11 protein-coding genes are annotated in these 14,094 nt (G+C 66.6%); 4 read left to right on the top strand and 7 right to left on the bottom strand.

Features of this window, described 5'->3' with window-relative positions; all coding sequences use genetic code 11:
- Positions 1 to 10: 10 nt before the first annotated feature.
- Positions 11 to 532 carry a Dps family protein gene (locus OVY01_RS00510; protein WP_267844867.1) on the top strand — a complete coding sequence of 174 codons (522 nt, stop codon included), beginning with the start codon at positions 11 to 13 and terminating at the stop codon, positions 530 to 532.
- Positions 533 to 595: 63 nt separating this feature from the next.
- Here OVY01_RS00510 and OVY01_RS00515 read toward each other — a convergent pair whose 3' ends face one another.
- The 6 genes from OVY01_RS00515 to OVY01_RS00540 all read right to left on the bottom strand — a co-directional run bounded on the left by OVY01_RS00515 (position 596) and on the right by OVY01_RS00540 (position 8,756).
- Positions 596 to 1,978, bottom strand: a complete 1,383-nt coding sequence (locus OVY01_RS00515) for an amidase (protein ID WP_267844868.1) — start codon at positions 1,976 to 1,978, stop codon at positions 596 to 598.
- A gap of 149 nt (positions 1,979 to 2,127) precedes the next feature.
- Positions 2,128 to 2,802 carry a DUF2848 domain-containing protein gene (locus OVY01_RS00520; protein WP_267847620.1) on the bottom strand — a complete coding sequence of 225 codons (675 nt, stop codon included), beginning with the start codon at positions 2,800 to 2,802 and terminating at the stop codon, positions 2,128 to 2,130.
- 129 nt (positions 2,803 to 2,931) lie between these two features.
- Positions 2,932 to 4,242 carry an MFS transporter gene (locus tag OVY01_RS00525; RefSeq protein ID WP_267844869.1) on the bottom strand — a complete coding sequence of 437 codons (1,311 nt, stop codon included), beginning with the start codon at positions 4,240 to 4,242 and terminating at the stop codon, positions 2,932 to 2,934.
- Between the two features lie 215 nt (positions 4,243 to 4,457).
- Positions 4,458 to 5,381 carry a LysR family transcriptional regulator gene (locus tag OVY01_RS00530; RefSeq protein WP_267844870.1) on the bottom strand — a complete coding sequence of 308 codons (924 nt, stop codon included), beginning with the start codon at positions 5,379 to 5,381 and terminating at the stop codon, positions 4,458 to 4,460.
- Between the two features lie 88 nt (positions 5,382 to 5,469).
- Positions 5,470 to 7,371 (bottom strand): putative bifunctional diguanylate cyclase/phosphodiesterase, encoded by a 1,902-nt coding sequence (locus OVY01_RS00535; protein WP_267844871.1) that lies wholly within the window; start codon positions 7,369 to 7,371, stop codon positions 5,470 to 5,472.
- Between the two features lie 218 nt (positions 7,372 to 7,589).
- On the bottom strand, positions 7,590 to 8,756 hold the full coding sequence (locus OVY01_RS00540) for a mandelate racemase/muconate lactonizing enzyme family protein (RefSeq protein ID WP_267844872.1): 1,167 nt from the start codon (positions 8,754 to 8,756) through the stop codon (positions 7,590 to 7,592).
- A 126-nt stretch (positions 8,757 to 8,882) separates the two neighbouring features.
- On the opposite strand from OVY01_RS00540, the gene OVY01_RS00545 reads away from it, so the two are divergent.
- The 3 genes from OVY01_RS00545 (at position 8,883) to OVY01_RS00555 (ending at position 13,097) form a co-directional block, all read left to right on the top strand.
- The gene (locus OVY01_RS00545; RefSeq protein ID WP_267844873.1) at positions 8,883 to 9,818 is read left to right on the top strand and encodes a LysR substrate-binding domain-containing protein; all 936 of its coding nucleotides are present in this window, start codon (positions 8,883 to 8,885) and stop codon (positions 9,816 to 9,818) included.
- A gap of 165 nt (positions 9,819 to 9,983) precedes the next feature.
- Positions 9,984 to 11,420, top strand: coding sequence for a methyl-accepting chemotaxis protein (locus OVY01_RS23050; RefSeq protein ID WP_284700723.1), 1,437 nt, complete (start codon positions 9,984 to 9,986; stop codon positions 11,418 to 11,420).
- A gap of 132 nt (positions 11,421 to 11,552) precedes the next feature.
- Positions 11,553 to 13,097 carry a methyl-accepting chemotaxis protein gene (locus OVY01_RS00555; protein ID WP_267844874.1) on the top strand — a complete coding sequence of 515 codons (1,545 nt, stop codon included), beginning with the start codon at positions 11,553 to 11,555 and terminating at the stop codon, positions 13,095 to 13,097.
- A gap of 104 nt (positions 13,098 to 13,201) precedes the next feature.
- Here OVY01_RS00555 and OVY01_RS00560 read toward each other — a convergent pair whose 3' ends face one another.
- The gene (locus tag OVY01_RS00560) at positions 13,202 to 13,999 is read right to left on the bottom strand and encodes a 2OG-Fe(II) oxygenase (protein WP_267844875.1); all 798 of its coding nucleotides are present in this window, start codon (positions 13,997 to 13,999) and stop codon (positions 13,202 to 13,204) included.
- Between the last annotated feature and the right edge of the window lie 95 nt (positions 14,000 to 14,094).

The following is a 14,094-nucleotide window of genomic DNA, read 5'->3' on the forward strand; positions in this document are numbered from 1 at the left end:
GGAGAGCCTGATGAACGCAGTCAAGTCCGTTAAAAATACGAAGGCGTCCGGCGCCGGCAAGCTGACGACACCCACCGATCTCGGCAACGATGCACGCAAGGAAGTGGCCGAAGGGCTGACGAAGTTGCTGGCCGATGTGTTCGCGCTGTTCGTGAAGACCAAGAATTTCCACTGGCACGTCAGCGGTCCGCATTTCCGCGACTACCATCTGTTGCTCGACGATCAGGCCGGCTTCGTGTTCGCCATGGTCGATCCGATCGCGGAGCGCGCCCGCAAGCTCGGCGGCACGACGCTGCGTTCGGTCGGGCAGATCGCGTCGCTCAAGCGCCTGCCGGACAACGACGCGGAATTCGTCGCACCGGAAGCGATGCTGCACGAATTGCGCGAAGACAACGAAGCACTGGTGAAATACATGCGGGAACTGCATGACCTTTGCGACGACAAGGAAGACGTCGCGACCGCCAGCCTGATCGAGGACTGGATCGACCAGACCGAAGAGCGCGTCTGGTTCCTGTTCGAAGCCACGCGATAATCAAGGGGCGAGCCCGCGGCGATCTTCGTCACGGGCCGACAGTGTGCCGCGCTGCCCGCCCGTTCAGCGGCGCACGGCCCGCTCGATGCCGCGCCCCATGGCGAGAAGATGCCGGTCCCGGTTCGCCAGCGCGAACACACCCAGCCCGACCGGCGCCGCCGATGTTTCGCCCTCCTTACCCCCGCACGGAATCGTCAGCGCGCAGCCATCCAGCAGGTTGACCAGCGTGGGATTGCGCAGTACCAGCGCATTGACCCGCGTGAATGCCGCATCGTCCCGTTCCACGGCCGCGAGCCGCGGCGGCACGACCGCCACGCTTGGCATCAGCACCGCATCGAAGCCCGCGAAAGCGACGCGGGCGGCATCGATCAATGCCGCCCGTGCGGCAAGCAGATCGAGATAGTCTGCGGCACTGGCGCTTTCTCCCTTGAGGATGCGTGACAGCACGCGCGGATCGTACACGGCCGACCGGCCTGCCAGACGGTGCCGGTGGGCAGCGAACGCCTCGATACCCGGCAACGCGAACCGGCTCATCGTCGCGATGCCGCCGAACGCCGGAACGTCGATGTCGATGAGCGTGGCCCCCTGCGCGGACAGCCGGGTCAGCGCCGCCGCGAAACCCGCCGCGACATCCGGGTCGAGGTCGTCCTGAACCACATTGCGCAACACGGCGAGCCGCAGTCCGGCAGCGGTCCGCTCCGGCGGCACCAGGTCGTCGGCGGTGCCCGGCGCACCGGCGAGAAGCGCATCGAGCAACGCGCAGCAGGCGACCCGGGGCGCAAGCGGACCGAACGAATCGAGCGTCGGCGACAGGGGGAAAGCACCGTCGCCGGGGACGCGGCGCGCGGTGGGCTTGAAGCCGGTCAGCCCGCAAAAGGCGGCGGGAATGCGGATCGAGCCGCCGGTGTCGGTGCCCAGCGCGGCGGCGGCCATGCCGCGTGCGACGGACACGCCCGCGCCGGAGGACGAGCCGCCTGCCAGACGTGCCTCGTCGGGATGCCACGGCGATAGCGGGGTACCGTAGTGCGGATTCACGCCCAGTCCTGAAAAAGCGAATTCGCTCATGTTCGTGCGCCCGACCAATACGGCCCCGGCCTGACGCAAACGCGCGACGGCGGCGGCGTCCTGCGTGGCGGGCCTGGCATCGGCCAGGGCCACCGAACCGGCGCGCGTAACCTGACCGCGGATGTCGAACAGGTCCTTGATCGATATCGGGAGACCCGCCAGCGGGGACAGCGCGACGCCCGTGCGACGCAGCGCGTCCTGCGCGTCGGCGCTCGCGCGCGCGCCCTCGGGATCCACCGCGATGAAGGCCGCGCCGCCCGCCGCGGCATCGGCATCGATGCGTTCGAGGCAGGTTTCGAGCAGGGCGCGGCTCGTACAGGCGCCACTGTCGAGTTGGGCGGCCAGCGTGGCGAGCGGTGTCAGCGGAGCGAAGGGCGTCATCGGCGGGTACGCGAGGAGAAGTCGCGGCATGGGAACGTTATGGCGGGAAGGCGCGGCCGGGCAGCGCGCAGGCGTGCGTCCGGTCGCGCGCGGCGAGACGGCAAAGGGGCGGCGGCTTCAGGGGCTGAAGGTCATGATCAGGCCATGCATCACGCCACGACGGGCAGCGTCGCCACGGCATACCGGTGCCGCAGCGAGCGTTGCAGAACCGGGTCGTGGAGTTCCAGTTCCAGCGCGTCCCCGGAACGCATGGTGGCGATCGGACCGATGGCCGCGAGCGTGCCGCAGAACATCGCCGTACCCGTGGGCAGTTTACCATCGGCCGCAAACCGTGCGAACAGCTCGGACGGCGGCAGCAATGCACTGACCGGCCCTTCCTGATAGAGACGCCGTGCAGGCGCTGCCGGATCCGCGGGCGCGGCGGTGACGAACCACGCCCGCAGCACGAGCTGGTCCCAGTGCGCGCGGACGTCCTCGTAGTGCCAGGCGTCCGTGCCCATGGGTTTGGCGCACACCTGTTTGGAGACGGCGACGCCATAGGCTTCCACGCGGCGGTCCGTGTGGTCGGACGCGAGCGTCACCAGTAACCCTTCCGCCACCGCGACCAACAGGCATTCGACCTCGCCGCCGGAGTCGTCGCCGAGCATCTGCACGCTGGCGGCCTGCGTCAGCAGCGCGGTGCCGACGCGGTAGAAGCAGGGCGTGGTGGATGGCGGAGCGACGCCCAGCTCGGCCAGTTCCGCGATGTGATGCTGGATCGCGACGGGGTCGCGGCCGGCCCAGCCCGCAATCACCAGTTCGGCGATGTCCACACTCACGGGCATGGGTTGATCGGACGCAGCCTGCGGGTCATGAAGGTGCGGATGCAGCAGGAATTCGTATTTCGGCATGATGGAGACGTTCGACGTGAAAAGGGCGGGCCGTCGCGGGCGGGGCCGCCCGCGTTCCGGTGGTCATTCTTCCAGCGGGCGGTGGGCGGTCTCGCGCGCGCACAGCAGGGCGGCAACCGTGACGAGCAGGGCGCCGCTGACGTACAGCGACACCCAGAGGGTCGTGCCCGTCTGTTTGAAAAGGGTGACGATGATGAGCGGCGCGAAGCCGCCGCCGACGATGCCGGCCAGCGTGTAGGCGAGCGACGAACCGGCGTAGCGCACGCGCGTGGGAAACTGCTCGGTGACGAAGGCGGCCTGCGGCCCGTACATCACCGCGTGCAGCACCAGGCCGCCGGCGACCGCCAGCACGATCAGCGCCGGCTGCGCGCTGTCGAGCAGGCGAAAGAACACGAAGGACCAGACGATGGCGAGCACGGCGCCGGCGAGGTAGACCGGACGGCGGCCGAAGCGGTCCGACAGGGCGCCGAAGAACGGCACGCTCAGCGCATTGCAGGCGGTGCCGATCAGCACGGCCGTCAGCGCGACCGGCCGCGACAGGTGCAGCACCGTCGTGACGTAGGTCAGCGTGAAGACCACCATCAGCGCGTACAGCACGTCGGAGCCGACGCGCGAGGCGCCCGCGATCAGCAGGCGCCGGCCATGCAGCGAGAACACTTCGGCCACGGGCACCTTCGCGGTGGCGTGCTGACGGCTCAGCTCCTCGAATTTCGGCGTTTCCCGCACGCCGCGCCGTACCCACAAACCGAACGCCACCAGCAGCACGCTGGCGAGGAACGGCAGCCGCCAGCCCCATCCGAGGAAATCGGCGGGCGACAGGACGAAGGTGATCACGGCGATCAGCCCGGTGCCGATAAGCGTGCCCAGGGAGGGGCCGACCTGGGCCCAGGACGCCAGCAGACCGCGCTTGCGCTGGTCGCCGTGCTCGACCGAGAGCAGCACCGCGCCAGCCCATTCGCCGCCCAGCGCGATGCCCTGGATGAAGCGCAGCAGCACGAGCAGCGCGGGGCTGAGGATGCCGACCGCGGCGTAGGTGGGGAGCAGTCCCATCAGGGTAGTGGTCGCCCCCATCAGCAGCAGGGTGAGCATGAGCACCGCGCGGCGCCCGATGCGGTCGCCGAGATTGCCGAAGAGGAAGCCGCCGAGCGGGCGTGACACATAGCCCACCGCATAGGTGGAGAACGCCAGCAGGGTACCGGCGAGCGGATCGACCGAGGGAAAGAAGAGCCGGTTGAACACGAGCGCCGCGAGCGTGTTGTAGACCGTGAAGTCATACCATTCGAGCGAGGTGCCGATCATGCTGGCGAACATGAGCCGGCTGCGGCCCACGCGCGGCGTTTCACCGGTCCCGGTGGGTTGGGCGAGCGTCGTCATAGGTCGAACTCCGCTGCGGCGGCGGATCGATCGGTCCGGATGCAGGGTTGCCCGTGGGCGCGCGTGGTGGTCAAGATGTTTCCTCCGTGTTGCCGTCAGTGTCGGCAATACGCGGCGAATCGTCCAACAGGAAACAAAAAGGACCGTGACAACTTTTTCTTATCGGTGCCATATGTCGGTGCGATTCAGCCCGATTCAGCCCGATTCAGCCCTATTCAGCGCGACGGGCGGCGCGGTGCCGCCGCTGGCATGAGCGTGGTGGCAAAGTCGTGCGATGCCTGCACGGCCAGTTCGACGATGTTGCCCGTGAACGGATGACTGTCGGCGCGCACCGACGCCACCAGCGGCAGGGAGGGAAAATGGGGGACGACGTCGAGCACTTCGAGGGCCTGCTCGTCGAGTTCGCGCTGGATGATCGCCGGGGGCAGAACGGCGACGCCGAACCCGTCGACGACCAGACGGATCATCGCCGCGACCGATGACACGCAGCTGACGCGCGCGGGGTGTTCGCCGCTCGTCGTCAGCAATTCGCGCAGGTGGGCGTGAGGCGCCGAATGGCGTGAGAAGCTGACGATCGGCCACTCCGCGAGTTGCAGGAGGTCGACCGGCCGCGCGCCCAGGCCGAGTGCCGGACTGGCGACCCAGCGCATCGGAAATTCCGCCAACGGGATATTTTCGAGATTTTCGCCCGCGAGCGTTTCCGTGTGCAGGATCAGGTCGACGGCGCCCCCGCGCAGCAGGCGACCGAGATCGATCGTGGTATCGCTGGTCACCTCGAGTTCGAGCCGCGGATAACGTTCGCGGATCCGGGCCATCAGACGCGGGAACCAGCTATGGACGATCGATTCGATGACGCCCAGACGTAGCAACGTGCCGCCGCCGTCGTCGTCGTGGATCGCGTGACGCATCTGCACGTCGAGCCGCACGATGCGCTCGGCGTATTCGAGCAGGCGCTGTCCGGCCGCCGTGAGCGTCGCCGCGCGGGCCGTGCGATCGAAGAGCCGGGTGCCGAAACTGCGTTCGAGCGCGGCGATGCGGCTCGATACGGCGGCCTGGGTGGTGTGCAACTGTTCGGCCGTGAGCCGGAAATTGCGCAGCCGCGCGAGCCACACGAACGTTTCGAGAAAGCGGATGTTCATGCCGGCGCCCGATCCAAATCAAGATGGTAACAGCTAGAAGGTGTGACGCATTCTCGCCGGCCGTCTCGCCGGGGCCCGTGGAGCGGCATCAGAACGCGCCGGCGACACCATTTTGGGCAAGACGGTTGCCCGCCTCGTGCCGCGCCAGCCAGCCCGGGAAAGCGGCCGCCTCGATCGGCCGGCAAATGAAATAGCCCTGGACTTCGTCGCAGCCGCAGGCACGCAGATAGTGCAGACTGTGTTCGGTTTCCACGCCCTCGGCCACCACGCGCAGGTCAAGGTCGTGCGCGATGGCTATCATCGAGCGGGCCAGCTGCTGCTTGCGCGGGTCGCCGTCCATGTCCTGGATGAACGACTGGTCGAGCTTGACGGTTGTGGCCGGCAGCGTCTGCAGATAGGCGAAATTGCTATACCCGGAACCGAAGTCGTCGATCGCAATTTCGCATCCTATCGCCTTCAGATCGGACAATTGCTCGCGCACGTTGTCGACGTTGCTGATCAATGCGCCTTCGGTGAATTCGAGTTCGATCGCGTTTGGCGAGATGTGCATCTCCTGGCACTGCCGCAGCAGGCGCTGCGCGAAGTCGGGCTCCTCCAGATTCCGTGCCGAGACGTTGATCGATACGCGCAGCACCAGACCGCGATTCCGCCAGATGGCCCATTGCCGCAATGCGCTCGTCGCGACCCACTCGGTAAGCGGTCGCGCGAGGCTGGTCTGTTCCAGCAGCGGGATGAATTCCCCAGGCGGGACATTGCCCAGCAGCGGGTGCTCCCAGCGCAGCAGTGCCTCCACGCTGACGCACTGTCCGGTATCCAGCGCCACCCGGGGTTGGTAGACGAGGCGCAATTGCGCCGGGTCCGCCAGCGCCAGGCTGAAATCGGTAAGCAGCGCGAAGCGGCGCCGGTTCGCGGCATCGTTGGCCGGGTTGTAGATCGCCTGCGCGACACCGGCTGCCCGGGCGCTGTCGGCGGCGCTGACGGCGATGCGCAACACCTCCGCGGGCGAAATCGGATCGTAGGACTTGAAGAAGGAGACGCCCATCACGGTGTTCGTCGCGATCGGTATGCCACTGCACATCAGCGAACCCGTCAGCGCCGGGGACAAGCGGTCGGCGAGATCGCGCCAGGGCCCATCGGCTTCCTCGTCCAGCAGGATCGCATAGGAGGTGGGTCCGACATGGTACAGGCCGGTGCGTGCGGTAAGCAGGTCCTTGACGATGCGGCTCGTCGCCCGCACGAAGGCGTCGAGATAGGCGCTGCCCAGTGCGTTGACGATCTCCTGCATGCGCTGCGGGTCGAGTGCATCGATCAGAAGGATGACCCGCACTGCGTTGTCGGGCGCGCGTTGCATGTCGGCGACGATATCGAGCAGCTCATGCCGGTTGGGCAGTCCGCTCATCACGTCGATGCGCCCGAAGTCGTGCTGCAACTCGATCTGTGACATGACCAGCGCGGCGAAATCGTGCAGCGCGGCCATCTCGTCGGCGGTGGCGGTGCGCGGCGTGTGATCCAGCACGCACATCGCGCCCAGCGTGTAGCCGTCGCGCGTGCGCAATGGCGCGCCGGCATAAAAACGGATGCCGGCCAGCGCGAGTGGGCTATCGAAGAAGCCGGGGTGCGTCAGCAAATCCTCGACGACCAGCAGATCGGACGTATCGGTCACGGTCGCGCAGGGCGCCTGGTGCCGGGGCAGTTCCCGGCCTGCGGTGCCCAGGTGCGACTTGAACCACTGCCGGTCGCCATCGGTCAGCGATATGGCGGCGATCGGCGCGCCGAACAGACGGCTCGCCATGCGGGTGATTCTATCGAAGGCCTCGCTCTGCGGGGTGTCGAGCAAGCGCAGGTCCCGCAGTGTGGCGAGCCGCGCGGCCTCGTGCGCGAGCGCTGCCGGCGTCGCGTCGGGAGACGCCGGCGCGGAAACGGGCAAGCAAGGCGGTGCCGCCCTGCCATCGTCGGAACGGTGCGTCGAATCCAAGCCGGTCGCTGTCATAAAGCGCTCATCCAGTGCCGTGAATTTTATTATGCCGCCGGCGGCATGCGTTGCACCCGCTGGCGGAAGGCATTACAAGAGACGGCGCTTGCGGGACGGATAGGCTCACCCGCGTCGAAATTGCCTGACCGGAACCTCACGTCGCGTCGCTCATTGCTCCTTTAACGGCATGGGGCGGGATTACTGAAGGGACGTCTGTGATGCGGACGTCGCGCAACTCAGGCGGAAAGCGCGCGCATTTCCCGGAACAGATCCGCTTTGCCCTCGAAGCCGATCCCGGGCAGTTCCGGCATCGTGATATGGCCCTGTTCGACCCGCACCCCATCCGGAAACCCGCCGAAGGGCTGGAACAGGTCCGGGTAGGATTCGTTGCCGCCGAGGCCGAGGCCCGCGACGATGTTCAGCGACATCTGATGCCCGCCATGCGGGATGCAGCGCGTGCGCGACCAGCCATGCTGGTGCAGCATGTCCAGCGTGCGCAGGTATTCAACCAACCCATAGCTCAGCGCGCAGTCGAATTGCAGGAAGTCGCGGTCGGATCGCATCCCGCCGTAACGGATCAAATTGCGCGCGTCCTGCATCGAGAAGAGATTCTCGCCGGTGGCCATCGGCTTGTCGTAATAATTGCGCAGGGTGGCCTGCAGTTCGAAATCGAGCGGGTCGCCCGCTTCCTCGTACCAAAAAAGGTCATATTGCGACAGTGCCTTCGCATAGCGGATCGCGGTATCCAGGTCGAATCGGCCGTTCGCGTCCACCGCCAGCTTCTGGCCGTCCTGCAGCACGCTGAGAATGGCATCGATACGGCGCAGATCCTCGTCGAGCGATGCACCGCCGATCTTCTTCTTGACTACCGTGTAGCCGCGGTCGAGATAGCCCCGCATTTCGTCCTTGAGCTTGCCGTGGTCCTGATCGGGATAGTAATAGCCGCCCGCGGCGTAGACGAACACGCGGCGCTCCGGCACGCCGTTGCCGTAACGCTCGGCCAGCAACTGGAACAGCGGCCGGTCCGCGATCTTGGCGACCACGTCCCAGACCGCCATGTCGATGGTGCCGATGGCGACCGAGCGTTCGCCGTGACCGCCCGGTTTCTCGTTCGTGAACATGGCCGCCCAGATCTTGTGCGGGTCGAGGTTCGTGCCGCTGGCGTCGAGCAGACTGTCCGGCGCGGCTTCCAGCACACGGGGGATGAAACGCTCGCGCATCAGCTTGCCCTGCCCGTAGCGTCCGTTGGAATTGAAGCCATAGCCGACCAGGGGCTTGCCGTCGCGAATGACGTCGGTGATGACGGCGACCAGACTCAGCGTCATCTTGCTGAAATCGATATAGGCATTGCGGATCGGCGAACTGATCGGCAGCGTGATTTCACGTATCTCGGTAATTTTCATGATGGGGTCCTGTACGGGATGGTCAGGCCGACCGGCCCGGGTATGTTGGCGCCAGCTTAGCGTCACGCGTCCCTGGCGGAATTCACCGATAATCATTTCTCAATTTACCCGCGGGACAGAATCGCGATGGCCGTGTCGATCGCTTCGGAACTTGAATTCTTCGTGCTGGTGGCGCGCCACGGCAATCTCGCCGCGGCCGCGCGCGCCCTCGATATCACGCCGCCCGCGGCGACCAAACGGCTCGTGGCCATGGAAAGTCGCCTGGGAGTACGGCTGGTCAACCGCACCACGCGCAGCGCCAGCCTGACCAGCGAAGGAGAGACCTACCTGACCCATGCGGTGCGGATTCTGGCCGATATCCAGGACATGGAGGACGCGGTGGCCAGCAGCCGCGAGCGCCCGCGTGGGCTGCTGCGCGTCAACGTGACCCTGGGTTTCGGCCGCACGACGATCGCCCCGCTCGTATCGGCGTTCGCCCGGCGCTATCCCGATGTCGAAGTGCAGGTGGAGGTCACGGACCGGCCGGTGGACCTGGTGGAAAGCGGTTTCGACCTGGCGATCCGTTTCGGCGCACTCCCGGACAAACGCCTGAACGCGCGCCGCATCCTGTCGAACCGGCGCTTCCTGTGCGCGTCTCCCGCCTACCTCGCGCGGCATGGCGAACCGGCCGATCTGGCGGAACTGGCGCGTCACCGGTGCATCGTCCATCGACAGAACGACGACGCCTACGGTATCTGGCGTTTTACACGGGGCGACCACACCGATGTCGTGAAGGTGCGCGGTACGCTGTCCAGCAACGATGGCGACATCGTGCTGGGCTGGGCGCTCGACGGTCACGGCATTCTCGTGCGCTCCGAGTGGGATCTCGCCAAATACGTCCGCAGCGGCCGGCTGCGCATCGTCCTCCCCGGGTTCGCGCTGCCGCCCGCGGATCTGTTCGTCTACTACCCGAGCTGGCGCAATCAGCCGGCACGCGCGCGCGCGTTCATCGATTTCATCGTCGGGCGCCTCCACGATGCCACGCCGCCCGGGATTCCGGACGGGCCGATCGCGCCGGTCTGAATCGTCGGGGCGCGGCATATCGAGGCGGTCGCGCCCGGTGCGGACATTTCGCGCGGGCACCGGCGTTTTCGGGTGAAGAAATTGCCGCGCATGCCGTTAAGGAAGAAACGGTAAAAACGGCAGTCAGAGACCTGTTTTCTTTTTTTGCGCGCAGAGGCGATATTCATGGCGACACCCCATGCAGTTGACGCACCGGTTCATGGCAGTCTGCACGACATCGCGCGAGCGGGCGACCTCGTGATGCTGGTCACGATGGCGGCATCCGCCGCCGCGGCGGTCGCGATCGGGCATTATTTTTTCGACGGCATGTTCGCCCTGCTGTGCAGTGCGGTGCTGTTGTCCCTTGGCGCCGCGGCCTTCGTTCTGGCTCGCGGGACGGTGCTGTCCCGCGGCGTGCTCGTCGTGGGCAATCTCGCCCTGATCATTCTGCACATCCAGCTCGGACAGGGCATGGTCGAGTTTCATTTCGGCATCTTCGTGTTTCTCGGCTTGTTGCTGGTCTACCGCGACTGGCGGGTGCTCGTGTTCGCGGCGGGCCTGATCGCCGTGCATCACGTCCTGTTCGACCGTTTGATGGCGCTGCACTTCGGTGTCTTTTGCACGCCGGCGGCGAATCTGCCGAAAATGCTGCTGCATGCCACCTATGTGGTGGTGCAGACGGGCATCGAAATTTTCCTGGCGCTGCGGCTGCGCGAATCCACGGTGGAGGCGGCGGAACTGTCCGCCATCGTGCGTGCCGTCGACCGCGGCGACCGGATCTGCCTGGACGTCGCACGACTGCCGGTGGGCGCGCCCAATGCGATCGTGCTGAAGGCCGCGCTGCTCAAGGTGGCGGCGGCGATCGGCGAGGTGAGCACGGCGGCGGCATCGATCGAGACGGCGTCGACGGACATCGCCAAGGGCAATTTCGACCTCAGCCAGCGCACCGAGGAGCAGGCGGCCAGCCTGCAGCAGACGGCCGCCTCGATGGAAGAGATCACGGGCACCGTCCGCAACACGGCGGAGACGGCGACGCGGGCCACCGAGCTGGCCGGCTCGGCGTCCGTCGCCGCGGAGAACGGCGGCACGGTGGTGGAACGGGTGGTGGTGACGATGGCCGATATCTCGGATTCATCGAGCAAGATCGCCGAGATCATGTCCGTGATCGATGGCATCGCCTTCCAGACCAACATCCTGGCGCTCAACGCGGCGGTGGAGGCGGCGCGCGCGGGCGAACAGGGCCGCGGCTTCGCCGTGGTCGCCAACGAAGTCCGGATGCTCGCCACCCGCTCGGCAAGCGCGTCGAAGGACATCCGGCGGTTGATCGACGATAGCGGCACGAAGGTGGCCCTCGGGCTGGCGCAGGCGAGCGCGGCGGGCAGCAGCATGGGCAGCATCGTCGCGCAGGCGCGCCGGGTCAGCCAGTTGATGGGAGAGATTGCCGATGCCACCGACCATCAGACCGCCGGCATCACGCAGGTCGGCGAGGCGGTCGCCCAGCTCGACATGGTGACCCAGCAGAATGCCGCGCTGGTGGACGAGAGCGCCGTGGCCGCGCAGAGTCTGAAGGAGCAGGCGGTCCGTCTGAACGCGGTGGTCAACCGCTTCGCGCTCGCGGCCTAGTTCGGCCGTGGGCGACCCTCCGCGCCGTGCCGAAAGGAATCGCGCGCAGAGGACTTCCTATCCCGGGCGCGCCATGCAGCGGCGCGACGGGATGTCGTAATTCGTTTTGTCAATCCAGAAATCGGGAATCGCATGTTCGAGAAGATCAAGGTTGCGTCCGCACTGCTCGCGGTGCTGGTTGTATTCTGCCTGTTCCAGGTGTTGACCGAAGGCCTGGGATTCTGGGCATTGTCGCGCACCAATGGCGACGTCCGCAATCTCGCCAATATCGCGCTCGCCCAGGTCGATGCCGTCAACGAAACCACGCAACACCTGATGGACACGCGTATCAATCTGGCGCGGGCCGGCACGCGCATGGTTCGCGGGGGCGCCGAGCCGCGCGAGATCGTCCAGCACGCGCGCGATCAGCTCGCGCTCGCCGATACGTCGTTCCGCACCTTCCTGGCCGCGCCGAAGACCGACGACGAAAATCGCGCGCGCGAGCGGGCACTGGCGGACAAATACACGGAACTGTCGAAGGCGCTGGGCGAGTTGGCGGGGTATCTGGACGGCAACAACATCCAGGCCTTTCTCGATCAACCGACGCAAGGATTTCAGGACCGGTATCTCGCCGAGCAACACAATTTCGTGACGTTCGGTGCGGCGGCCAGCCGCACCTCGCTCGATTCGATCGCAGGGCGCATGCGGCTTTTCCAGACCTTCGGCATCGGCATCCTGCTGGTGCTGGTGGCCGCCATCGTCGCCGTGCATGTTTCGCTGCGTCGCGGCGTCATCGCGCCGCTCGAGGAGGCCGGCCGGCACTTCGACGATATCGCCCGGGGACGCTTGGATCAGTCGATCGTGGCGCGCGGCAACAATGAGATAGGCCACCTGTTCGCGGGCCTGGCCGCGATGCAGACCAGCGTCGCGCGCACGGTGTCGACGGTGCGCGGCACGTCGGACTCGATCAATCTCGGCGCGGACGAGATCGCGACCGGCAATGCCGATCTCGCGGCGCGCACCGAGAGTCAGGCGGCATCGCTCCAGGAGACCGCGTCGAGCATGGCGGAGTTGACCACCGCGGTGCGTCGGAACGCGGAGCATGCCCGCGAGGCGAACCAACTGGCCGCGGCGGCCTTGAGCGCAACCTCGCACGGCGGCGAGGTGGTGGGCGCGGTGGTGGCGAAGATGCAGGGCATCGCCCGGAGTTCCGGAAAGATCGCGGAGATCATTTCGGTCATCGACGGCATCGCGTTTCAGACCAATATCCTGGCCTTGAACGCCGCGGTGGAGGCGGCGCGCGCCGGCGAGCAGGGCCGCGGCTTCGCCGTGGTGGCCGGCGAAGTGCGGGGACTCGCGCAACGCAGCGCGCAATCGGCGCGGGAAATCAAGGCACTGATCGACGAGTCCGAGACGCAGGTGAGCGATGGCTCCGCCCTCGTCGAACGCGCGGGCGTGGCGATGCAGGAAGTATCGTCGTCGATTTCGCGTGTCACGCAGATGATGGCGGACATCAACGCTTCGTCGCAGGAACAGAGCCTGGGGATCGAGCAGGTCAACCAGGCGGTCTCGGGAATGGACCGGATGACGCAGCAAAACGCCGCCCTGGTCGAGGAAGCGTCGGCGGCGGCCTCTTCGCTGCACGAGCAGACGCGGCGCCTGACGGCCGCGGTGGCCGTATTTCAACTGAGCGCCTGAGCGCCTGAGCGTCCGAACCCGGCGCCATCGGCCTGGGGGGGGGGCGCGCCCGGGCGAAATGCCCGGACGAGCATCGCGTCGTGTATCGGTCGGTCGTGGATCGACTACCTGCCTGCGGCGGGGCGCGCGAACAACCGTTTCACACGTCCTGCGATGCCGCGTGGCGGCGCGTCGGACTGCTCGAACACCACATTGAACAGGCGGCGGTATGCGCCTTCGGGACAGGTCAGCGTACGCACGCCGTGCCATGCGTCGGCGGTGTTCTTGAAAAGGAAGCTGCGGTTGTCGATGATGCCCACCGCTTCGCTTGCCGCGAAATCCTCGAAGTCCGGATTGCCCCGCGCTACCTGCTTGCCGCTCAGGATGTCGAACGCGCCGCCCCATTCCGGCCGCCAGTCGTCGTGCGTATTGAAATAAAAGATGTGGGTGCCGAGCTTGTCGCGCGCATCGTGGTGCGGCGACACTTCCGAGCCGGTGCGTCCCAGATGCCAGGCGAAACGGATCGCGGGCGCAGGGGCGTCCAGCGCCCGCGCGACGACGCCCGCGTAACCGTCCGGATCGCGCAGTTCGTCGATGAAGGCCTGCCAACTCGGCGGCAGGTCCGCATGCCCGATCGTACCTTCACCGTCGCGTTTTTCGAGCCCGTAGTCGCCCTTGCCCGCCCGGTGGTAGAGCGACGCTTCGTAGGCCAGGTAATAGCGGTCGTGCGGGCGTTGGCCGTCCGCCCGCGTCAGACCCACGTGATGCTGAAAGGCGGACAGCGGCGGGAAGTCGGCATAAAGCCGCGCGAAACCTTCCGGTGTCAGCAACCGGTCGAAATCCTGCCAGGGATAGGGCGCGCGATGCCCGAACCGCTGGGCATCGAATTCGCGAAGCATCGCGGCGTTCAAAAAGGAAGTCATGCTGCAGGCGTCCATCAGCGAGTACGGATGAACGCAGATTACCAGCTTTTGCCAATGCAAACATCTCGATATACAACGGCCGCAGGCTCGCGAAG

The sequence above is a fragment of the Robbsia betulipollinis genome (genome assembly GCF_026624755.1).
Taxonomy (GTDB): domain Bacteria; phylum Pseudomonadota; class Gammaproteobacteria; order Burkholderiales; family Burkholderiaceae; genus Robbsia; species Robbsia betulipollinis.

Bases quoted from the DNA above. Each gene is read 5' to 3' on its own strand.
- OVY01_RS00510 (WP_267844867.1), top strand. From the start codon at position 11: ATGAACGCAGTCAAGTCCGTTAAAAATACGAAGGCGTCCGGCGCCGGC.
- OVY01_RS00515 (WP_267844868.1), bottom strand. From the start codon at position 1,978: ATGACGCCCTTCGCTCCGCTGACACCGCTCGCCACGCTGGCCGCCCAA.
- OVY01_RS00520 (WP_267847620.1), bottom strand. From the start codon at position 2,802: ATGCCCGTGAGTGTGGACATCGCCGAACTGGTGATTGCGGGCTGGGCC.
- OVY01_RS00525 (WP_267844869.1), bottom strand. From the start codon at position 4,242: ATGACGACGCTCGCCCAACCCACCGGGACCGGTGAAACGCCGCGCGTG.
- OVY01_RS00530 (WP_267844870.1), bottom strand. From the start codon at position 5,381: ATGAACATCCGCTTTCTCGAAACGTTCGTGTGGCTCGCGCGGCTGCGC.
- OVY01_RS00535 (WP_267844871.1), bottom strand. From the start codon at position 7,371: ATGACAGCGACCGGCTTGGATTCGACGCACCGTTCCGACGATGGCAGG.
- OVY01_RS00540 (WP_267844872.1), bottom strand. From the start codon at position 8,756: ATGAAAATTACCGAGATACGTGAAATCACGCTGCCGATCAGTTCGCCG.
- OVY01_RS00545 (WP_267844873.1), top strand. From the start codon at position 8,883: ATGGCCGTGTCGATCGCTTCGGAACTTGAATTCTTCGTGCTGGTGGCG.
- OVY01_RS23050 (WP_284700723.1), top strand. From the start codon at position 9,984: ATGGCGACACCCCATGCAGTTGACGCACCGGTTCATGGCAGTCTGCAC.
- OVY01_RS00555 (WP_267844874.1), top strand. From the start codon at position 11,553: ATGTTCGAGAAGATCAAGGTTGCGTCCGCACTGCTCGCGGTGCTGGTT.
- OVY01_RS00560 (WP_267844875.1), bottom strand. From the start codon at position 13,999: ATGACTTCCTTTTTGAACGCCGCGATGCTTCGCGAATTCGATGCCCAG.